Below are 20,581 nucleotides of genomic sequence, written 5' to 3'. Positions count from 1 at the left end.
TCGCGCGGCCGGCACGCACGACGACGGCGCCGAGCCCGAAGGCCCGGCGCCGAAGTTGCGGTGCAGCCGAGTGCGACCATGCGGTCGCGTCAGCGCGCCTGGCGGAGCGCCTCGATCACGTGATCGCCAGGACGCACCTCGTCGAACGGCGCATCGATCTCGGCGCGCTCGAGCATCTCGGTCATACGACGGCGACGCTGACGCGTGATGAGGGTCACGACGGTGCCCACGCGCCCGGCGCGGCCGGTGCGGCCCGAGCGGTGCAGGTACGTCTTGTACTCGTCGGGCGGATCGGCCTGGACGACCAGATCGATGTCGTCGACGTGGATGCCGCGGGCCGCGACATCCGTCGCCACGAGCACATTGACGCGCCCCGACGTGAGCCGCTCCAGGTTGCGCGTGCGCTTGGCCTGGTTGAGGTCGCCATGCAGGGCGAGAGCGCGGATACCGGCGTCGTCGAACTCCTCGGCGAGCATCTCGGCGTACGCGCGCGTACGAGCGAAGACGAGCGTCTTGGCGTCGCGGTCGACGAGCGAGTTGAGGATCTCGCTCTTGTCGCGGTGGTCGATCACGAGCACGCGGTGCTCGATGGTCCCCGACTCCTGGTCTTCGCCGGCGACCTCGTACACCGAGGGCTCGACGAGGAACTCGTCGACGAGCGACGCGACCTCTCGGTCGAGAGTCGCCGAGAACAGCAGCTTCTGGCTGCCCTCCGCTGTGCGACGTAGGATGCGCTGCACCGGCTCTAGGAAGCCGAGCTCGCACATGTGGTCGGCCTCGTCGAGCACGACGATGCGGATCTGCGAGAGGTCGAGCTTGCCCTGGTTGAGCAGATCCTCGATGCGGCCGGGGGTGCCGATGATGATGTCGACACCCTTCTTGAGCGCGCCGACCTGGCGTCCCTGGGGCACTCCGCCGTAGATCTGCGTGGTGAACAGTCCGACGCTGCGGGCGATCGGCTGGATCGTGCGGTCGATCTGCAGTGCGAGCTCGCGCGTGGGCGCCATGATGAGTGCGCGCGGCGCACGAGCGAACTCACGGCGCCCGCCCGACTGCGAGCGCAGGACGCTCTCGACCAACGGCGCGCCGAAGGCGATGGTCTTGCCCGAGCCGGTGCGGCCGCGGGCGAGGACGTCCTTGCCTGCGAGGATCGACGGGATCGTCGCGGCCTGGATGGGGAACGGATGCTGCGCACCGAGGTCGGCGAGCGTGCGGACGATGTTCTCGCCCAGGCCCAGATCGCCGAACGTCACGTTCTCGACTTCGCCGGCCTGGACGGCCTCGGCCTGCAGGCGCTCGTGAACGACGTCGACCTGCGCCTCGTGCGCGGCGGTCCGGGTCGGAGCCTTGCGGGCCCAGTCCGAACGGTCGGGCGCGTCGGTGCGACGCGGGCGCTGGTCCTGACGCGGGCGCTGGTCCTGACGCGGGCGCTGGTCCTGGCGCGGACGGTAGTCGGGACGGGGGCGGTCGTCGGACGAGCGAGCCGGACGATCATCACGACGCGGCCGATCATCGAACGAACGAGCCGGACGATCATCACGACGCGGCCGATCATCGAACGAACGAGCCGGACGATCATCACGACGCGGCCGATCATCGAACGAACGAGCCGGACGATCATCACGGCGCGTGTCGCGGTCGATGGGACGACGGTCGCGGTCCTGGGGACGGTACGACGGCCGAGCGTCGCCGAACGAGCGCCGGGCGTCGCGGTCGACGCGGTCCAGACGCGGGCCGCCGGTGGGACGTGCGCCGCGGTCATCACGACGCGGCCGATCATCGAACGAACGAGCCGGACGATCATCGTATGAACGGGCCGGGCGATCATCACGGGCGTGCGTGCGGATGCCACGCGCCTCGTCACGGCCGACCCGCTCCTGAGCCGTCCAGCGACGCTTGGGGGAGGCATCCGCCGTCTCGGCACGGTGTCCGCGATGACCTGCGCTCTTGCTGCCGGGCTTGCCTGCAGAGGACTCACCGGGTCGGCGCTTGCGATCCTGGTAGCTGGTCTTCGCGCCGTAGCGCGGCTCGAAGTTCTTCGCGGGCCGTCCGCCGGCGGGCTTCTTGTTCTTGGGCATGGGTGACTTTCTGGGTTGTTCTCGCAAGAACAGCGCTCCACATGCCGTCGTGCGCGATCGCGCACGACGGGGAGTAACCCGGACTCTCGTCGGCCGGGGGCCATTCGATCTTGATGGTCGTCGAGGCGGAATCGCCCTGACCATCGGCCCCTTGGACTCACAAACCCATCCGCGTGACGCGGTGTCCAGAGCCGACTCGACCACCTTACCCGGATCGTCTGCGCACACCCTGTACGCGTTCCCGTGACATTCGGCCAGCGCTCTCCCGGCATACGGCGTTACTGTTTCCCCAGCGGCTTGCCGCTGAACTGGGGATTGTTGCCGTACGCGGCGGACCTCGGTGACGGGTCCGGCTGGGGGTCGACTCGGCACCGCACGGTTCGCCATAGAACCGATCGTGAGTCGAATGTCTCCCACGACCCTTTCCGCTGCAGCAACCGCACCACCTGGTCCGGCACGCGTGCACGACCTTTCACCGAACCCGCTCGGCGCCGCGCCATCGGCCCGGCGGACCGCCCGTCATGCGGCGAACGTCCACCGCATCGGTCACCTCGCCGTCCTCTCCCTGCCGCTGGGGGTGCTCGTCTCGGTCCTCACGACGAGGGACGCCCTGTGGTGGCAGCTGCACTTCTCCCAGCTGGGAACGTTCACCGATCTCTCGAGCCGCGTCTTCAACACGACCGTGATGTTCTCGGGCTTCTTCCTCGCCGCCTACGGCGTGTTCGTCGTGCTCGCACTTCCTGCCGGCACCAGCCGGCGCGCCTCACGATCGTTCCGGGTCGCCGTCGTGTCGGCGGGTCTGCATCTGACCGCGGTGGGACTCGTGCCGATCCCCGTCAGCGCTCCGATGCACGATCTGATCGCGATCGGTCTTGGCCTGTCATTCCTCGGGACCGTCTGTGCGGGCCTGGCGCTTCCGGGGCGCAGCCGCCGGTTCCGCCGCGCGACGATGTTCTGCGTCGGCCTGCTCACCACGGGGATGATCGTGCTGGCCGCGGGGCTGATCACCCTGGCGCTGTTCGAGCTCGTGGCTTTCGCCTGCATGGGCATCTGGCTGTTGTCGCTGCCACGGGCACTCGCTCACCGGGCGTCCGAGCACGACGGCGACGGCGGGATGCCGCATCCCGACGTGGCGCACATGCCCGCTCGCCATGTCGGCCCGCGTCGGCCGGCACCCGGCGCGGCGATGCGGCGCCCGGCGGCACGCCGAGAATGGATGTCATGGCAGAACCCGTGGCCCACCCCATCACCGTCGCGATCGAACGACGCATCGACCCCTCCCGCACCGCCGAGGCCACGAGCTGGATGCAAGCGGGCACCGACCTCGCAGCCGGCTTTCCCGGCTTCCTCGGCTCGGGCTGGGTTCGCGCGGGCGAGAGCAGCGACCTCTGGTACATGCTCTACCGCTTCCGCGACATCCCGACGCTGGAGGACTGGGAGCAGTCCGGGCAGCGAGCGTGGTGGCTGGACTCCGGTCGTGCCTTCGCGAACGAGGTCCGCGTCGAACGCCGCACGGGCATCGAGGGCTGGTTCGACGCACCCTTCGCCACGGTCCTCGAGCCGCGCCGTGCTCATGGCGGTCCGGACGCCTCCGACGCGCAGACGCCGACCGGCCCCATCCAGCAGCCCATCCCGTCAGCGCCGCCCCGCTGGAAGCAGGCCGTCACGATCTGGCTGGGCTTCTTCCCGACGAACCTGCTCGCATCGTGGCTGCTCGGATTCGTGCCCGGCCTCAGCGAGTGGCCGCTCGTCGTGCGCGTGCTGATCACGACGCTGCTGCTGACGCCCGTCATGACGTACGTCGTGCTGCCGTGGGTGACGCGGTTGCTGCGCCCCTGGCTGCACCGATCCGCCTGACCCCAATCCCCCGCCTCGCGTCCTGACCAGCCCGGGCGCCTCTCACGCGCGGTCGCCCCGCGCCATCCCCACCCCAATCCCCCGCCGAGACCGTACGTCCTCGCCGAACGACCACGTTATTCGCGTCGACGACATGCTGTCTCGGCGAGACCGCACGTACTCGACGAGATAGGACGGGCGGGATGCGGCGGCGTGGCGTTGCGACGCAGGTCAGGCGCGCGGGGGCTCGGGGTCTGCGGGCGGCTCGGGGTCCGGGGCGTGCTCGGGGTCCGGGGCGTGCTCGGGGTCACCGCCTCCCGACGGAACCTCGTCGATGATCGAGGGAGCTGCCGGATCTCCGGCTTGGTCGTCGCCGGTCACAGTCGCGTCGCCGTCCGTGGCCTCTGTCGCCTGCGCGTGGACGGGATCCGGCTCCTCGGACTCCGCCGTTCCCGCGTGCAGCTCGGCCGGCGGAACCGAGTCGAAGTGGTTTGCGGAGGGGACCGGCTCGTCGGAGTCGGGTGAGCCGGTCGGGGCGACCGGCACATTCGCACCGGGCTCGGCGTCGACGGGGACCTCGACGTCGGGGCCCTCTTCGATCGGCGGAACTTCGACGGTCGCAAGCGCTGCGGGCTCAGCGCCGACGGGGACCTCGATGTCGGGGCCCTCCTCGATGTTCGACACCTCGGCGGTGACCAGCCCTGCGGCGCCGGGCTCGGCGTCGAGGGGGACCTCGACGTCGGGGCCCTCCTCGATCGTCGGCACCTCCACGGCGGCAAGCTCTGCGGCGCCGACCGCAGTGCCGGTCTCACGTGCCCGACGCTCGCGGCGCGTCTCGAAGACGGCGCCCGCGGCGGTCACACCGGCACCCACGAGCTCACGATCGGCAGAGGCATCCTTCCCGCCCGCGGGCCCCTCGCCGACCGGGGTCGGGCCACCGTTGCCACCACCGTCGCCGTCTTCACCGCGGCGAGCCCGTCGTCGCTCCTTCGCGCCCTCCACGAGGTTGTACAGGGTCGGCAGCACGAGCAGTGTCAGTACCGTCGACGACACCAGCCCACCGATCACGACGATCGCCAGGGGCTGCGAGATGAACCCGCCGTGGCCGGTGATGCCGAGCGCCATCGGTGTGAGGGCGAAGATCGTCGCCAGCGCCGTCATGAGGATCGGGCGCAGGCGTCGTGCCCCACCGGCGATCGTCGCATCGTGCGCCGACAGGCCCTTCTCGCGGTACTGGTTCACCAGGTCGACGAGCACGATCGCGTTCGTCACCACGATGCCGATCAGCATCAGCACGCCGATGAGAGACGCGACACCCAGGGGCACGCCGGTGACGATCTGCAGCAGGATCGCGCCGGTCGCCGCGAACGGCACCGACACGAGCAGCAGCAGCGGCTGGCGCAGCGACTTGAAGGTCGCGACCATCACGATGTACACGATCAGGATCGCCGCGAGCAGCGCCAGCCCCAGTTGCGAGAAGGAGTCCTGCTGCTGCGAGACGACGCCGCCGAGCGACGCGTCCGCCGCCGCCGGCAGGTCGGCGTCCTCGAGGGCGGAGGTGACAGTCGCCGTCGCGGCCGTCAGGTCGTCGGTCGAGGGCGTCACCGTGACCGTCGCTGTTCGCTGCCCGCGCTCGGTCGTGATGGATGCCGGGCCCTCGCTCTCTTCGACGGTGGCGACGTCCTGCAGAGGAACGGGTCCCGCAGCCGTCGGCACCTGCAGCTGTCGCAGCTCGTCCAGCGTGGCGGGCGTCTGCGAGGCAGCGAGGTAGACCGTGAGCGAGGTGTCGTCGATCTCGACGGCGCCGATCGACTGCGGCTGCATCGTGTTCGACACGAGGGCGCCGACGGCGACCTCCGAGAGGCCGAGGGCCGCGGCGGCGTCACGGTCGACGACCACGGCGATGTAAGGCAGCGATGCCGAGAGGTTGCTCGAGACCTGACCGACGCCCTCGCTTCCGTCGACGGCTGCGACGACGGCATCCGTCGCCTCCTGCAGCGTCGCGGAGTCCGCCGCGGTGACATCGATCTCGATGTCGCTCGAACCGAATCCGCCGCCGGCCGCGGCGACGGTGATCTCGCCGACGTCGTCGAGGTCGGCGACGGCCTGCTGCACGTCCTCGCGCACCGCGACCTGGTCGGCGTCGGGGTCCGTCGTGATCGAGTAGGTGATCCCGGCGCCGCCGCCCGAGAAGGCGTCCCGGAGAGGCGAGCCGCTCGAGCCGATCGACACCTGCACCGTCTCGATGCCGTCGATGTCGACCAGGGCGTCCTCAACCCGCTGCGCGGCGGCGTCCTCGGCTTCGAGGCTCGGCGACGCGCCGATGTCCTGCGTGACCGTGAACGTGTTCTGACCCGAGTCGCCGAGGAAGTTCGTCTTCATGAAGGGCGCCGCGGCGACCGTGCCGCCGAGCACGAGCACCGCCAGCAGCAGCGTCACCCACGAGTGCTTGAGCGTCCACCTCAGGATCGGCAGATACCCCTTCTGCAGGCGCGACGGCGGAGCCTCGGGGTCTTCGGGGTCGATCTGGTTGCCTGCGGCGTCCAGAATCGGCTTGCCCGGCCGCAGGAACCAGTACGCGAGCACCGGCACGATGGTGAGCGCCACCAGGAGCGATGCCAGCATCGCGATCGTGACGGTCAGCGCGAACGGACGGAACAGCTCGCCGGTGATGTCGCCGACGAAAGCGATCGGCAGGAAGACCGCGACCGTCGTGATCGTGGACGACGTGATGGCCGTCGCCACCTCGCGGACCGCGAGCTTGATCGAGGCGAGTTTTTCGGCCGTGCCCACGTAGTGGCGCTTGATGTTCTCGATCACCACGATCGAGTCGTCGACGACCCGACCGATCGAGATGGTGAGCGCCCCGAGGGTCAGGATGTTCAGTGAGTAGCCGAAGGTCTGGATGCCGATGAAAGTGATGAGCACGCTCGTCGGGATCGAGATCGCCGTCACCAGCGTCGCCCGCACCGAGAGCAGGAAGACCAGGATCACGAGCACAGCGAACGCGAGCCCGAGCATGCCCTCGACGGCGAGCGTCTCGATCGACTGCTCGATGTACGGCGCCTGGTCGAACACGACGGTGAACTCGGCGCCGTCGAGCGCGTCCTCGAGGGACGGCAGCAGGTCGAGCACGCCGTGCGACACATCGACGGTGTTGGCGGCGGGAAGCTTCGTGATCGCGATCGTGAGGGCAGGCTCGCCGTCGACGCGCGAGATCGAGGTGACCGGGTCGGGCTCTGCGACCACCGTCGCCACGTCGCCGATGGTGGTCGCGCCGCCCGCGAGCTGCTCGGCCGACGTCGGCACGAGCGGGAGTGCTGCGATGTCGTCGACACTGGTGAGCTTCGATCCCGTCTGCACCGTGAGTGTCTGGTCGTTCTCGGTGATGTCGCCACCGGGGAAGAGCACGCCGTTCTGCTCCATGGCCTCGGTGATCGCCTGCTGGCTGAACCCGGCCTCGGCGAGCGCGGCTTGGTCGGGCGTGATCGTGATCCGCTGGCCGACACCTCCGACGATCGATGCCGCGTTGACCCCGTCGACGTCTTCGAGCTCGGGAACGACGGATGCCTCGAGCTGGGACTGGACCGTGGCCTCGTCGTCGTAGCCGGTCACCGCCAACTGGATCACCGGGAAGTCGTCGATGCTCGCCGACAGCACGGACGGCTCGACGTTCTCGGGCAACTGGCCCTCGATGCGGTTGATCGCCTGCAGGATCTTCTGTTCGGCCGTCGCCAGATCGGTGCCGTACGTGAAGGACGCCTGGATCACCGACGCGTTCGTGGTACTGGTGGCGCTCGTGGACTCGAGGCCCGACACACCCTGGATCGCGGTCTCGATCGGCGTCGACACGTCGTTGTTGACGACCTCGGGCGAAGCGCCCGGATACGTAGATACGACGATCAGCGTCGGGAACTCGATCGAGGGGATGAGCTCCTGCTTGAGGTTCGACAGTGCGAGGCCGCCGAAGATGGCGGCGACGATCGTGATGAGCGCGATCAGCGCACGGTTCTTGAGACTCAGGACGGCGAGGTTCGACACGGCTGCCTTCGCTGGGAGGGTGGTGCGGTGGGATGCGGGAGCCCGCGACGATACGGGGATGTATCGGCTTCAGTATTTCACGACGCTCAGCGGCCTAGAGCCGCGGCGATCGCGGTACCGGCGGCGATACCGACTCCCGCTCCGGCCACCGCGAGCGCGAGTGTGCCGAAGAGGTTCAGCGCGGCATCCCGCCACCGTCGTCGTTCGGCGAGCAGCACGGTATCGACCGCCACCGTGCTGAACGTGGTGTACCCGCCGAGCAAGCCCAGCCCGATCGCGAGCGACAGGTCGGGCGCGACGACGGTGCCGAGGCCGGTGACCAGTCCCAGAGCGAGCGAACCCGACACGTTCACGACCAGGATGCCCACGGGGAACCGGCTGCCGGCGCTCGGGGTGAGCCTGCTGTCGACGACGTACCGCAGCCCGGCGCCGAGGCCGCCGCTCACGGCGACGACGAGCATCAACCACGCCCTCACCGGGCGTCCTCCGGTGCCTCGATCTCGCCGGGGCGATCGGCGATACGGCGCCCGATGAACAGCCCGACGATCGCGCCGGCGACTCCGGCGGCGAGGGATGCCCCGGCCAGCCCGATCGCGAGCCACGGGGCGCTGATCCACAGCGCCGTCTGCACCGCGAAGGCGCTGTAGGTGGTGAACCCGCCGAGCACGCCCGTGCCGAGGAAGGCTCGCGTGGGCGGGTGCCGGTCGTCGAGCCACCCGACGACGATGCCCAGCAGCAAGGAGCCTGCCGCGTTGACCGCGAGCGTCACCCACGGCACGCCGGCGCCGTCGCCCATCGGGCCGACGACGGCCGCACGGGCCAGCACGCCGATCGCTCCGCCGACCATGACGTACCCGAGGGTGCGCTGGTCGATCCGCTGCGGCATGGATTCACGCTACCCCGCAGGGGTCGGGGCGTTTCGTCTCGGGCGCCAGAGCGCCCTTCGCTCAACGACCGCGGACGCCCGGTCCGGGTCGCAGCAGTTGGCGAATGGCCGACTCAGGCGCGATCGACAGATCGAGCAGATGGCCGTCGCGATACCTCGTGAAGACGCGCGGGTCGATGTATGAGCCCCGGGCGACGGAAGGGGTGTTGCCGAGGGCCTCGGAAGTCACCCTCACCGCCAGCGCCTCGGCGCGCTTGCGGTCGCGTTCGGTGTCGACCGTGCCGATCCGGGCGAGGGCCTCGGCCGCCAGGATCGTGCCGCGAAGCGTCCGGAAGTCCTTCGCCGTGAATTTCTGGCCGGTCAGCGACCGTACATACTCGTTCACTTCGGTTGCGGTCAGCGGCACGCGGCGCCGACCTCGCGACCAAGCGAGCAGCGGCGAGCGCGGACGCCCGATGACCAGCACCTCCATCGACCGCGCGAGGTCCTCGTCGTCGATCTCGAGCCGCTGGCGCTGCCCGCTCTTGCCCGGGAACGACAGGGTGACCAGGGACTCGTCCACGGTGGCATGCCGACGCTGCAGCGTTGTCAGACCGCGACTGCCGTGGCGCACGAGATACCGTTCGGCGCCGATGCGGGGTGCGGCCTGATCCAGCAGACGGAACGACACGGCGAGGACGTGCTCGCGATCGAGTGACGAGTGGCGAAGCAGCGTCGTCACGCGGGCGCGGGCCCGAGGCAGGCTCTCGGCGAGCGCGAGCGCCCGCGCGAACTTGCCCCGATCACGCTTGGCGGTCCACACCTCGTGGTACAGGTATTGCCTCCGGCCGGCGTCGTCGATGCCCACGGCCTGGATGTGACCATCCGGCCTGACACTGATCCAGACGTCCTCCCACGCGGGCGGGATCACCAGCGCACGAATGCGCTCGAGATGCCGCCGCGGTGGTGTCCGGCCCTTCCCATCGACGTAGCGAAAACCCGAACCGGCGCGCACCCGCCGGAAGCCGGGGTCGTCGTACGGGCGGACGCGCGCGAGTCTCGGCATCCGTCCCCCTCATCCTTCAGCCCCGTCCAGCGGGGAACACCGAGCTTGTGCCAGGTCCGTGGTCGCGCGGGTCAGTGGTTGCGCAGCATCGAGATCAGCTCGGACTTCTTCTTGCCCGAGTATCCCGTGAGACCGAGTTCCTTTGCACGCTTGCGCAGCTCTGGCACGGTGCGGTCTTCGTAGTCCTGCGCGCTGCCGCCACGGCTTCCGACCTTCTTGCGTCCCTGGCTGGCTGCGGCGTTGGAGATGCGGGCTGCCTTCTCCTTGGACGCTCCGTCGTCACGGAGCTCCTCGTACAGCTCGCGGTCCTTCAGATTCGACCCGCGTCCCTTGGGCATTTCCCCGTTCCTTCCTTCATCGTCGATATCGCGGAGGTTCCGACCGCGTCGTCAGAGTCCTTTGCCGCCGGTGACCGGCAGGATCGCGCCAGAGACGTACGACGCGTCCTCGCTCGCGAGATAGACGTAGGCGCCGGCGAGTTCGGCCGGCTGCCCGGCCCGCCCGAGAGGCGTGTCGGCGCCGAAGCTGTCGAGGCGCTCCTGATCCCAGCCCGTAGCGGGGATGAGCGGCGTCCAGATCGGACCGGGAGCCACACCGTTCACGCGAATCCCCTTCGACCCGAGATCCTGGGCGAGCGCCTTGACGAACGCGACCTGCGCGGCTTTGGTCATCGCGTAGTCGATGAGTCCCGGAGACGGGTCGAACGCCTGGATCGACGTCGTGACGATGATCGACGACCCCGGCTTCAGGTGCGGGATGGCGGCACGGGCGGTGAAGAGCTGGGCATAGAGGTTGGTGCGGAAGACGCGATCGAACTCCGCCGTCTCGAGTTTGTCGACGCCGTCGCGGTCCTTCTGATAGGCCGCATTCAGCACCAGAACGTCGAGTCCGCCGAGCTCGGAGACCGTGCGGTCGACGATCTCGGCACAGAACGACTCCTCGCGCAGATCACCCTCGAGCGCGAGCGCCCGCATGCCTGCCTCGGTGACCCACCGCACGGTGTTGTCGGCGTCTTCCTTCTCCTCGGGCATGTACGTCAGCGCGACGTCGGCGCCCTCGCGGGCGAACGCGATCGCCACCGCGCGGCCGATTCCGGAGTCGCCACCCGTGATGAGGGTGCGCCGCTCACTGAGCTTGAGCGAGCCGCGGTACGAGCGTTCACCGTGGTCGGGCTCGGGGTGGGTCTCACCGGTGAGACCGGGCTGCTCCTGCTGCTGGGGCGGGAATCCGCCGCTGTGGTGCTTCTCGGTGGGGTCGGTGGACTCAGAGGTGGCCATGCCGCGACGTTACGTGCGCGCACCACCGGGTTCACGGGGGTTGACAGACTCACGGCTCGCCACTACCCCGGCCGCCGGGTCCGGTGGCCTGCCTGCTCTGGCCCTGACTGCTCTGGCCCTGACCGCTATATCAGTTCTTCCGAAGCATAGCCAGGGGGTCGAGTGACGCTGACCGACCGACAATCGTCGGTCAGGCAGCAGTTCGTTCGTTCTCGTCATCGTCCGAAACGGAGACTGCCCGTGGGGGCACTGTCCCCCGAGAGAGCACCGGCAGACAGCCGGGATGCCAATTGAAGAGCACGTGACAGTAGCCCCCGTCCGGGACATCATGCCGGCTCGGCGTGCCCATCCAGCCGATGTCTACCGGAGTCTGCCCGATGACGGGGCCCGGGAGCTGTCACTGAAAGGAACAGATCATGTCTATGAACTCTCCGAACGACCACACCGTCGCGACCACCCGCACCACCCGCGCTGAGGATCAGAACACGAAGGAGGCGCTGGTCGGCACCGATCGGCGCGGCAGCACTGCCAACGTCTCGTGGGGAGCGATTTTCGCCGGCGTGGTGACGTTCCTCGCGGTGACCGTGCTGCTGTCACTGGTCACCGCGGGGATCGGACTGACGGGCGCAGGGGTCGGCGCGGGGATCTGGAGCATCGTGGCGTTGGCACTGGCCCTCGCCGCCGCGGGCTTCGTCGCCGGCGCCCTCGCCGTGCGCAGCGGCCTCCTCCACGGATTCCTCACCTGGGCGACGTCGCTGGTGGCGGCCCTGGTGCTGACGGTTTGGCTCAGCGCCAGTGCGCTCGGTGCGGTCAGTGGCGCCCTCGGTCAGGTCGTGGACCTCGGCCAGGGCGACGTGAGCGAGATCGTGCAAGACGTTCAGGAGAACGTCGACGAGCAGGACGTCGAGAACGCGCAACAGCAGGCGGAAGAGGCTGCGGAAGACGCGCAGCCGGCAGTGTGGTGGACGTTCGTGGGCATGCTGCTGGGTGCCGCCGTCGCAGCCGGCAGCGGCCTGCTCGGGGCGCGCACGGTCATTACCCGCTCGGAGCGGGTGACGACTTACTCGCGCACGCAGCCCTGACCCTGAGATCCCATGGGCACTCCCGAGGCGGAGGTACGCCTCCGTCTCGGGAGCTGACCTGCTCATCGACGCGACCGACCGCAAGGGGCGGTTCTTGGAGGTCGCCTCAGGGGATTCCCCGGGATCGGCCAAGAGATCACCCTCATTCCGGTGGATGCGATCACCTCGATCACCCGGCACCCGGACTATCCGTTCTACCGCTGACAGGTGGATGACCCCATGGAGGAGCGACTCGTGCAACGTGAAGGACATTTCGCTCGACGGCTTGCTGCGGTTTCCGCGGTCGGCGCGGTCCTGCTGGGGATCACCGGGTGTGGATTCGCCGGGGAGCTCGGGCAGGTTCGATTTCCTGCCGACCCCGACGTCTATCGCTTCTCGTCTGGCGATGGCGTGAACATCGAGGGAGTCGGTCCGCTCGCCGTGCGCAACGTCCTGGTCGTCGCCAACGAAGCTGGGACGGAGGGGAGCCTCATCGCCGCCATCGTCAACAACACCGATGATGAACACATGCTTCACATCGTGGTGGGCGAGTCCTCAGGCACGAACCTCGAGATCCTCATCCCGGCTGAGTCGACGGTGAGTTTCGGGGACTACCCATGGCTCCAGGATCCGCCGGTGATCGAAGGCCTCGACGCGATCCCCGGATCGATGGTGGAGATGTACTTCCAAGCCGGCCAATCCGCGGGAACCGTCGAGGAAGTCCCCGTCCTCGGAGGATGCCTGGAGTATCTCGACGGCCTCGAGCCGGGCAGCCCCGAAGATTCCGCTGAGTGTCCGGTCGACGAGGAGCTGCAGCGGGCGCCATGAGGCCCTGATCCCCCTGCGGATGTGCACCGCGATGACGCATCTGCGGCGATCTCCGCGACCTATCACTGGCGCGGGAACCGCGTCAACCCCCTACGCCCGACACTCCGCGCAGTGCCAAGCTCGGAGCGTGCCCATGAGGCATCCGGTGCGCTACCCCGCGCATCGACGACGGAGAAGGAGAACCTCCATGAACCTCGCCTTGATCATCATCATCGTCGTCGCGATCATCCTCGCGATCGTCGGCGGCCTCAACTCGGCACTGAGCTGGCTGCTGTGGGTGGCGCTCATCGTCGGAGTGATCGCGCTCATCGCGTTCCTGTTCAGGGTCATCAGCGGGAGCCGGAACACCTGACGTCCGACCCCGCAGACCGAATGACGGATGCCGCGGCCACATCGGCCGCGGCATCCGCTCGTTTGTCACCCGGTGTGCGGGCTAGAGGTTCGCCTCTGCGTAGACGCGGAGCGCGTCACGTACGAACTCGGCACCGGCGGTGCCGCCGTCGCTCGTCGCGTAATTCGCGCCGAAACGCTCGTCGGCCACGTACATCTCGCCGAGACCGATGACGTAGCCCTTGACGTCTCCGCCCGGGACCGCGGCGGGCGTGCCGGGCACGCCGGTCAGCCAGTCCACGTGACGCTCGGCCAGGGCCTGCGCCTCGTCACTGTCGGGGGCGATGCCCGCCTCGGCTGCCGCGATCCAGTCGCGGCCGAGGTCGGATACCCGCTGCTGCCATGCGGCCTTCTCATCGGCGCTCATCGAGCGCCACCAGCGGTCGCTGTCTGCGTAAGCCTTCTTGCCCCAGCGCCCCTCGACCTCCGCCTTGTACTGGGTGTGGTCGAAGCCGTCGAACATGTTCTCTGCCATCAATCGTTCACCTCCTCTCAGTGCAGTGATCGTGGTTTCGACCGACGCGATCTGTCGCGCCAGCCGGTCCTGCTCCTGCCGCAGCCACGCGAGGTGGCTCTGCAGGGCGTGTTCTTCGGATGCCTCGCGCTGGAGCACGTCCGTGATCTGCGGCAGACCGAGCCCGAGTTCGCGCAGCAGCAGGATGCGTTGCAGGCGCACGAGCGCGGCCTGGTCGTAGTAGCGGTAGCCGTTGTGGCCGATGCTGGACGGCCGAAGCAGGCCGATGTCGTCGTAGTGCCGCAGGGTGCGGCTCGTCGTTCCGGCGAGCTTGGCGATCTGCTGGATCGACCACTCGTTCTCTTCCATGCGCTTCACGCTAGAGGTTGACGCTGCGTCAATGTCAAATGGGAAGCCGATCCATCCTCTCCGTCTCGCGATATATCGTGTTAGACTCACCCTCACGCGATATATCGCATCCCGCCGAATTCAGAAACGATAGGAGTAGCAGCATGACTCTGGAGAAGTGGATCATCCATCCCGGAGAGACGCGCGTGATCGACATCGAGAACGTGCGCTCCCTCAAAGTCGGCCTTGTCGCCGGCCAGATCGACGTCATCGCCCACGATGAACCCGGCGCCCGCATCGAAGTGCACAGCGTCACTGTCAAGGACCTGCGCATCGAGATGAACGGCGATCTGCTCGAGATCGACCATCCTCAACTGCGCTGGGACAACTTCCTCGAGGTGTTCCGCAACTTCGGCGCCGGCGGACCGCGCGCCGAGATCAGCGTGGCGGTGCCCCGCGCCGTCGCCCTCAATCTGGGTGTGGTCAGCGCGAGCGCGCTCGTGTCGGGATTGCGCAGCGACACCTCGCTCAACACCGTCTCGGGCGACATCATCGTGGACGGCCTCACCGGCGACCTCCGGGTCAACGCCGTGTCGGGCGACGTGCAGGTGCGGGGCCTCGAAGGGTCACTGAGCGCGAACAGCGTGTCGGGTGACATCGCCGCCACCGGCGCTCTGAGCAGGGCGTCCATCGACACCGTGTCAGGCGCCATGCTCGTGGACTCCGCCGGAGACACGAGCAGCGTCAACCTCAACACCGTGAGCGGCAACGCCACCGTCCGCCTGGACGACGGCTACCCGGCGAACTACGTGATCCGCAGCGTGAGCGGCCGGGTCCAGGTCGACGGCGAAGTGCGGTCGGGCCGCGGTGCCGGCCCGACGACGAACTTCGCCGGTGCGGCCGGTGAGCTCAGCGGCAATTTCGCCGACGTGCGGGTCAACACCGTGTCGGCTGATGTGACGGTGCTGCGCCGCGCGGCGCAAGCCGCGGTCCCCACGCCGCCTCCGGCTGACGCGGACGCGGCGGCCGGCGTGGATGAGGAGGAATGGTGATGACCCCGGTCTTCTCTCACGGCGACCTGCGCCTGTATCTGCTGAATCTGCTCGATGAGGGCCCACGGCACGGGTACGACATCATGCAGGCGCTGTCGGATCGCACCGGCGGCACCTACACCCCCAGCGCCGGCACGATCTATCCGCGCCTGTCGAAGCTGGAGGAGGAGGGCCTCGTGTCCAAGTCCGTCGACGGCCGCAAGACCGTCTATGCCATCACCGAAGCCGGTCACGCCGAAGTCGAGTCCCGTTCTGGAGAGCTCGAGGGCATCGAGGCCGGCCTCGCCGACTCCGTTCGCCTCATCGCCGACGAAGTGCGCGGAAGCGTGCGCGAAGCGATGAAGAGCCTCCGCGCGGACCTGGCCGCCGCGACCACGGACGAGCGCGCTCACGCGCCGCGGCCGTCCCGCGACGACGACCCGCGGGTCCTGGCCCGCGAACAGCTGCAGCGGGCCGACGCCGCCGTGAACGAGTTCCGTGCGCGAGTGCGCAGCGACCTGCGCACTCACGTCGCTAGAGGCGGCGACCTCGCCGCTTCCCTCGTCGACGAGCTGTCGTCGGACCTCGACCGCGTCGCCCGCGACATCACCCGCGCGCTGCGCCCCTGAGCCGCGACACCCGTCGCCCCTCTCCCGCCTCGCCCGCGGCGGGAGGGGCGACGCGAGTGCGGGTCAGTCGGGCCAGATGTCCTCGTCGTCGGCGACCGGCTCGCCGAGCGGCACGACGAGGATCGGGCGCTGCTGGCGGTGGGCGAGCCGAGCGCCGACCGAGCCGGTGAAGAATTCCCGGATCGATTCACCGATTCCCCGCTTGCGTGTGCCGACCACGAGCAGGCGGGCATCGATCTGGTCGGCGAAGTGCTTGATCGCCATCGCGGGATCACCCACGAGCTGGCGAACGGTCCACTCAATCGCGGACTCGCTCAAAACGGAGGCCGCAGCATCCTGCACCTTCGACAGGTCGCCTTCGCCCGCCGCGATATTGAGATCGATCGGCGCGGAGTGCACATACCCGTCGGGGTCCTCGTAGGTGACGAATCGCGTCACGTCGACATGCACGATCACCAGCGGAGCGTGGAACAGCTTCGCGTAGCGAGCCGCCTCCTTGATCACGCGCGGCGGCTGGTCGGGAATGACACCCGCGATGACCGCGCCGTGCAGGTCCTCGTTCGCCGTCGTGTCGTTCGCCGTCTCGGATGCCTCGTCGGTCATATGTCCGCACTTCCTTCTCGGGTCTCGCCCTTCGGGGTCCCGTGACGCACCCCCCGGGGCCGCCGGGGTGCGCGGCTCCGTGTTATTCTGAATGCTACTCTTACCGGTTTGAAGCCGGATTCGTGAATGCCCGGGTTTGCGGCGGCTGAATGCCCGCACACATCCCGCGACTCAGATATGAGGGGGTCTCGCATGGGGCGTGGCCGTCAGAAGGCGAAGCACACCAAGATCGCCCGTGAGCTGAAGTACGACACGTACAACGTGAACTACTCGGCGCTCGAGCGCGAGCTCGGTCATCCCAGCGACGACGCGTACGTCGACAAGTGGGCTGACGAGTACAAGGACGAGGACGAAGACGAGACCTCGGCCGTCTCGTCGCAGGCGTAGCTCGAGCAGCGATCCGTCGTTGGTGAGGGGACGGATGCCTCACCAGGCACCGTGGCGACTCTCCCACTCGTCCTCGACCGTGTGCGGCCGCGCCGCGACGACGCCGGCCGGGATCGCCGCCGCCACCACGCAGGCGAGCACGATGAGCGGCCCCGTCCAGGATCCGGTCGCGTCATGGAGCAGCCCGATGCCCACCGGGAACAGCGCGGCGATGGCGTAGCCGCCGCTCTGGACGAACCCGCTCAGCGCGACGGCGCCCTCGTGCGTGCGGGTGCGGAGGCCGAGCAGCACCAGGATCAACGGGAACAGCAGCGGCGCCGCGCCGAACAGCACGATCCACAGCCACGGGGCCAACGCCGGCGCGAGCAACAGCCCGGCGATGCCCACCAGTCCGGCCACCACTGCGACGCCGAAGAGCACCCGCGTCGCATTGCCGCGGGTCACCAGTAGCGGCACCGCGAGGGATGCCGGCAGGCCCATGAAGCCGAACAGCGCCAGCAGCACACCGGCGACGGCGGGCGTGACCCCGGCGACGTCGACCAGCAGCTTCGGCAGCCACGCGAACGACGTGTAGGCGAGGGTGCTCGACACCGCGAAGCCCACCAGGAGCGCCCACGCCAGCGGCAGCCGCCACATGCGCCCGAGTACCTGAGGGCTCGCCGCCTCGATGTCGTCGCCCTTCGCCTCGGCCTCCGACCGGTCGAACGAGGCGCGACGCACCGCAAGGCCAATCCAGGGGACGGCCGCGGCCACGGCGAAGACCGCCCACAGTCCCAGCGAGAGGTGCCACGTCGAGGCATCCGCCAAGGGGACGGCGATCAGCGGGGGCACGAAGGTCGCGACGGCCATCGTCGTCGAGAAGACGGTGGTCATGAGGCCGACGCGATCCGGGAAGTACCGCTTGACCAGTGGCGGCGTGAGGATGTTGCCGACGCCGACGGCGGCGAAGATGAGTGCGGTGCCCGCCAGCAGCAGGCCGGAGTTCGGGGCGAGGCTGCGCGCTACGAGGCCGACGGCTACGACGACCATCGCCGCCACGGCGAGCCGCTCCAGCCCGAAGCGCCGCTCGAGGCCGGGAGTGAGCAGACCGAACACGGCGTAGCAGACCGGCGGAGCTGTGCCGATGAGTCCGATGACCGCCGCCGGCAAGTCGAAGTCCGCTGCGATGTGATCGAAGAGCGGCGACAGCGAGGCGACGGCAGATCGCAGCGAGAAGGCGAACAGCACGATGCCGACGAGGGCGAGGGTCCGTCCCTGCCAGAGCGGGCGGGCAGGAGAGAACGCGGAACTCACTCCGCAAGCCTAGGACGCGGCCGATGCTCCCCCGCACCCGTATGGGCACCGGCTTGAGATTCTTACTGAGTTAAGTCATTATTGAGTCAGCTCGGATCTACAAGCGATCGATGACAAGAGGAAATCACGCCATGAGCACGACCAGCAGCCAGCCCCTCATCACCTCTTACGCGAAGGCACCGACCCGCGCCGTCTCTGCCGGCGGCGTCAGCTTCGCCTACCGCGAACTGGGACCGAAGGGCGGCGTCCCCGTCGTCTTCTTCGTGCACCTCGCCGCGACACTGGACAACTGGGACCCCCGCATCGTCGACGCGATCGCGAAGGATCATCACGTCATCACCTTCGACAACCGCGGCGTCGGCGCGTCCACCGGCGAGGTGCCCGACTCCGTCGAGGCGATGGCCGATGACGCCTACACCTTCATCAAGGCCTTGGGCTTCGACGAGATCGACATCTTCTCGTTCTCGTTGGGCGGCTTCGTTGCCCAGGCGCTCGTGGTCAAGCATCCCGAGCTCGTCCGCAAGCTGGTGCTCACCGGCACCGGCCCCGCAGGCGGCCAGGACATCGACAAGCTCCCCGGGGTCACCTACCTCGACATCCTGCGGGCGAACCTGACCCGGTCCGACCCGAAGGAGTTCCTCTTCTTCAACCGAAACACCACCGGCAAATCCGCGGCGAGAGCATTCATCAAGCGCCTCCAGGAGCGCACCGTCGATCGCGATGCCCCGATGAAGATGAAGGGCTTCCAGACTCAATTGAAGGCGATCAAGAAGTGGGGCCGCTCAGCGCCCGCCGACCTGTCGAAGCTGACGCAGCCCACCCTCATCGCCAACGGCGACAACGACCGGATGGTGCCCTCGGTTCTTTCACACGACATGCACCGCCGCATCCCGGGCTCCGAGCTGGTCATCTATCCCGACTCCGGGCACGGCGGCATCTTCCAGTTCCACAGCGAGTTCGCTCCCGTCGCGGTGGAATTCCTGGCGCGCTGATCGGCGCTCGAGTCATCGAGAGGACGAGCACATGACCACGTCCATCCCGCACAGGGAGCGGGCGGTTCGGGCAGTCGCGTAGACCTTGCTCGCGCCGCGCAAGAGCCTGGTCGGGTGATCGCACCGGACGGCGCGATCATCATGGATAATGAACCGACGCACATTCGAGCCCACGCGGTTCGGGGTTTAATCACAACTGAGTCTGGTCAAGATATCTCCCGGAGGTCCAGCCATGGCGCTCGCCCCTCAGCCGGTCGGACGACGCGAGCGGAACAAGCGGGAGAAGCTCGAGCGCATTACAGCCGCGGCCCGTGAGCTTTTCGAAGAGCACGGCGTCGATGAGGTCACGACGCAGCAGGTCGCCGACAGGGCCGACATCGGCACCGGCACGCTGTTCCTCTACGCCAAGAACAAGGGCGAGCTTCTCCTGCTCGTGCAGAACTCGAGCTACTTCGACGCGCTCATCGAAGGAAGGGCCGCCGCCGAGGGCATCTCGGATCCGCTCGACGCCGTCATGGCGGTGGTACGCCCGGTCGTGGAATGCAACCGGAAGCAGATCGAGAACGGGCGCACCTACCTGCGCGAGATCGTGTTCGGCGACCCCGAAGAGCCCCACCATCGTGACGCCCTCGCTCTCACGGTCCAGACCGAAGAAGCAGTGGCGACGGTCCTGCAGCGCGACGATCGCACCGACCCGGACGACGCGGCCACGCTCGCGCGCGTCGTTTCGGCCATCATGTTCGTCACCATGGCGACCACGGTGAACGTCGGCCTCTCGGTCGAGGACCTCCTCGCGGACATCCGGCACCAGGTCCGGGCTCTTCTGCCCCGCTGACCGCGTTCGGTGCGCGGACAGCGGCGCGGCCGGCCGTGACGTTCACGCGCAGCGCGATCCAGTGGTGCCCCGGGCACGAGATTCCGACCCGATGTCGATTCCGGGCGCACTCGTTCGACGCAATGGTGAGGGCGACACCGCAGCCGCCCCACGAGGAGAGGATCCGTCATGACGCAGTACTTCCTGACCGTGCCCCACGACTCCGCGAGCGAGCCGACCATGGAATCGATGCAGGAGTTCGATCCTGCTGAACTCGCGGCGGTCATGGCCGCCGTCGAAGAGTTCAACACCGCCCTCAAGGACGCCGGGGCGTTCGTCTTCGCGGCAGGGCTCAACCCGCCGTCCACCGCGAAGACCGTCGACGTGACCTCGGGTCAGACCCGGGTGCTCGACGAGCCGTTCGTCGAGGCGCCGTCCTACGTCGGCGGGTTCTGGATCATCGAGGCCGCTGACGAGGCGGCCGCCGTGGAATGGACGACGAAAGCCGCGACGGCGCTCCAGGGCCGCATCGAGGTGCGGGCCGTCCAGGAGGTGCCGGAGGGGTAGCGCATCAGCAGCCGCACCGCT

General features: G+C 68.6%; 19 protein-coding genes and 1 pseudogene. 10 read left to right on the top strand and 10 right to left on the bottom strand.

The window, feature by feature from the left end:
* Positions 1-89 precede the first annotated feature (89 nt).
* Positions 90-2,078 (bottom strand): DEAD/DEAH box helicase, encoded by a 1,989-nt coding sequence (locus K0817_RS18270; RefSeq protein ID WP_219983167.1) that lies wholly within the window; start codon positions 2,076-2,078, stop codon positions 90-92.
* Positions 2,079-3,299: 1,221 nt separating this feature from the next.
* Here K0817_RS18270 and K0817_RS18265 point away from each other — a divergent pair.
* Positions 3,300-3,935: an antibiotic biosynthesis monooxygenase gene (locus tag K0817_RS18265; protein ID WP_253735496.1), complete on the top strand. Its 636-nt coding sequence runs from the start codon at positions 3,300-3,302 to the stop codon at positions 3,933-3,935.
* A gap of 789 nt (positions 3,936-4,724) precedes the next feature.
* Here the strand turns inward: K0817_RS18265 and K0817_RS18260 are convergent.
* From K0817_RS18260 to K0817_RS18235, 6 genes and pseudogenes are all read right to left on the bottom strand, one after another.
* Positions 4,725-7,955, bottom strand: a pseudogene (locus K0817_RS18260) (efflux RND transporter permease subunit); the annotation flags it as partial.
* 86 nt (positions 7,956-8,041) lie between these two features.
* The gene (locus tag K0817_RS18255; RefSeq protein WP_219983100.1) at positions 8,042-8,431 is read right to left on the bottom strand and encodes a CrcB family protein; all 390 of its coding nucleotides are present in this window, start codon (positions 8,429-8,431) and stop codon (positions 8,042-8,044) included.
* Positions 8,428-8,841, bottom strand: coding sequence for a CrcB family protein (locus K0817_RS18250; protein ID WP_219983099.1), 414 nt, complete (start codon positions 8,839-8,841; stop codon positions 8,428-8,430). Before K0817_RS18250 ends, K0817_RS18255 begins: the two co-directional genes overlap by 4 nt.
* A gap of 61 nt (positions 8,842-8,902) precedes the next feature.
* Positions 8,903-9,886 (bottom strand): DNA topoisomerase IB, encoded by a 984-nt coding sequence (locus K0817_RS18245; RefSeq protein ID WP_219983098.1) that lies wholly within the window; start codon positions 9,884-9,886, stop codon positions 8,903-8,905.
* Positions 9,887-9,957: 71 nt separating this feature from the next.
* On the bottom strand, positions 9,958-10,224 hold the full coding sequence (locus K0817_RS18240) for a Rho termination factor N-terminal domain-containing protein (protein ID WP_219983097.1): 267 nt from the start codon (positions 10,222-10,224) through the stop codon (positions 9,958-9,960).
* 51 nt (positions 10,225-10,275) lie between these two features.
* Entirely contained in the window at positions 10,276-11,163 is an 888-nt protein-coding gene (locus K0817_RS18235; protein WP_219983096.1) for an SDR family oxidoreductase, read from the bottom strand.
* 416 nt (positions 11,164-11,579) lie between these two features.
* Here K0817_RS18235 and K0817_RS18230 point away from each other — a divergent pair, with 416 nt between their 5' ends.
* The 3 genes from K0817_RS18230 to K0817_RS18220 all read left to right on the top strand — a co-directional run bounded on the left by K0817_RS18230 (position 11,580) and on the right by K0817_RS18220 (position 13,404).
* Positions 11,580-12,245 (top strand): hypothetical protein, encoded by a 666-nt coding sequence (locus K0817_RS18230; RefSeq protein WP_219983095.1) that lies wholly within the window; start codon positions 11,580-11,582, stop codon positions 12,243-12,245.
* Positions 12,246-12,479: 234 nt separating this feature from the next.
* Positions 12,480-13,052: a DNA modification methylase gene (locus tag K0817_RS18225; protein ID WP_219983094.1), complete on the top strand. Its 573-nt coding sequence runs from the start codon at positions 12,480-12,482 to the stop codon at positions 13,050-13,052.
* A 187-nt stretch (positions 13,053-13,239) separates the two neighbouring features.
* Positions 13,240-13,404 carry a hypothetical protein gene (locus tag K0817_RS18220; RefSeq protein WP_164861705.1) on the top strand — a complete coding sequence of 55 codons (165 nt, stop codon included), beginning with the start codon at positions 13,240-13,242 and terminating at the stop codon, positions 13,402-13,404.
* An 81-nt stretch (positions 13,405-13,485) separates the two neighbouring features.
* Here the strand turns inward: K0817_RS18220 and K0817_RS18215 are convergent, their stop codons facing one another.
* Positions 13,486-14,265, bottom strand: a complete 780-nt coding sequence (locus K0817_RS18215; protein WP_219983093.1) for a MerR family transcriptional regulator — start codon at positions 14,263-14,265, stop codon at positions 13,486-13,488.
* Positions 14,266-14,408: 143 nt separating this feature from the next.
* On the opposite strand from K0817_RS18215, the gene K0817_RS18210 reads away from it, so the two are divergent.
* On the top strand, positions 14,409-15,296 hold the full coding sequence (locus K0817_RS18210; protein ID WP_219983092.1) for a DUF4097 family beta strand repeat-containing protein: 888 nt from the start codon (positions 14,409-14,411) through the stop codon (positions 15,294-15,296).
* Complete coding sequence (locus K0817_RS18205) at positions 15,296-15,904, top strand: PadR family transcriptional regulator (RefSeq protein WP_219983091.1); 609 nt, start codon at positions 15,296-15,298, stop codon at positions 15,902-15,904. The genes K0817_RS18210 and K0817_RS18205 overlap by 1 nt, the downstream gene beginning before the upstream one ends.
* Before the next feature lie 63 nt (positions 15,905-15,967).
* Here K0817_RS18205 and K0817_RS18200 read toward each other — a convergent pair whose 3' ends face one another.
* The gene (locus K0817_RS18200) at positions 15,968-16,507 is read right to left on the bottom strand and encodes a universal stress protein (RefSeq protein ID WP_219983090.1); all 540 of its coding nucleotides are present in this window, start codon (positions 16,505-16,507) and stop codon (positions 15,968-15,970) included.
* A 192-nt stretch (positions 16,508-16,699) separates the two neighbouring features.
* Here K0817_RS18200 and K0817_RS18195 point away from each other — a divergent pair, with 192 nt between their 5' ends.
* On the top strand, positions 16,700-16,894 hold the full coding sequence (locus K0817_RS18195; RefSeq protein ID WP_019181519.1) for a DUF3073 domain-containing protein: 195 nt from the start codon (positions 16,700-16,702) through the stop codon (positions 16,892-16,894).
* Positions 16,895-16,933: 39 nt separating this feature from the next.
* Here the strand turns inward: K0817_RS18195 and K0817_RS18190 are convergent, their stop codons facing one another.
* Positions 16,934-18,187: a CynX/NimT family MFS transporter gene (locus tag K0817_RS18190; RefSeq protein WP_219983089.1), complete on the bottom strand. Its 1,254-nt coding sequence runs from the start codon at positions 18,185-18,187 to the stop codon at positions 16,934-16,936.
* A gap of 131 nt (positions 18,188-18,318) precedes the next feature.
* On the opposite strand from K0817_RS18190, the gene K0817_RS18185 reads away from it, so the two are divergent.
* From K0817_RS18185 to K0817_RS18175, 3 genes are all read left to right on the top strand, one after another.
* On the top strand, positions 18,319-19,179 hold the full coding sequence (locus K0817_RS18185) for an alpha/beta fold hydrolase (RefSeq protein ID WP_219983088.1): 861 nt from the start codon (positions 18,319-18,321) through the stop codon (positions 19,177-19,179).
* Positions 19,180-19,411: 232 nt separating this feature from the next.
* Positions 19,412-20,014 (top strand): TetR/AcrR family transcriptional regulator, encoded by a 603-nt coding sequence (locus K0817_RS18180; protein WP_219983087.1) that lies wholly within the window; start codon positions 19,412-19,414, stop codon positions 20,012-20,014.
* Between the two features lie 168 nt (positions 20,015-20,182).
* On the top strand, positions 20,183-20,560 hold the full coding sequence (locus K0817_RS18175; protein WP_219983086.1) for a YciI family protein: 378 nt from the start codon (positions 20,183-20,185) through the stop codon (positions 20,558-20,560).
* The last annotated feature ends 21 nt before the right edge of the window (positions 20,561-20,581 follow it).

It is taken from the genome of Microbacterium sp. HD4P20 (assembly GCF_019449275.2).
GTDB lineage: Bacteria > Actinomycetota > Actinomycetes > Actinomycetales > Microbacteriaceae > Microbacterium.
Note: the sequence above shows the minus strand (reverse complement) of the source record. Positions and strands in the feature narration are given on the sequence as shown.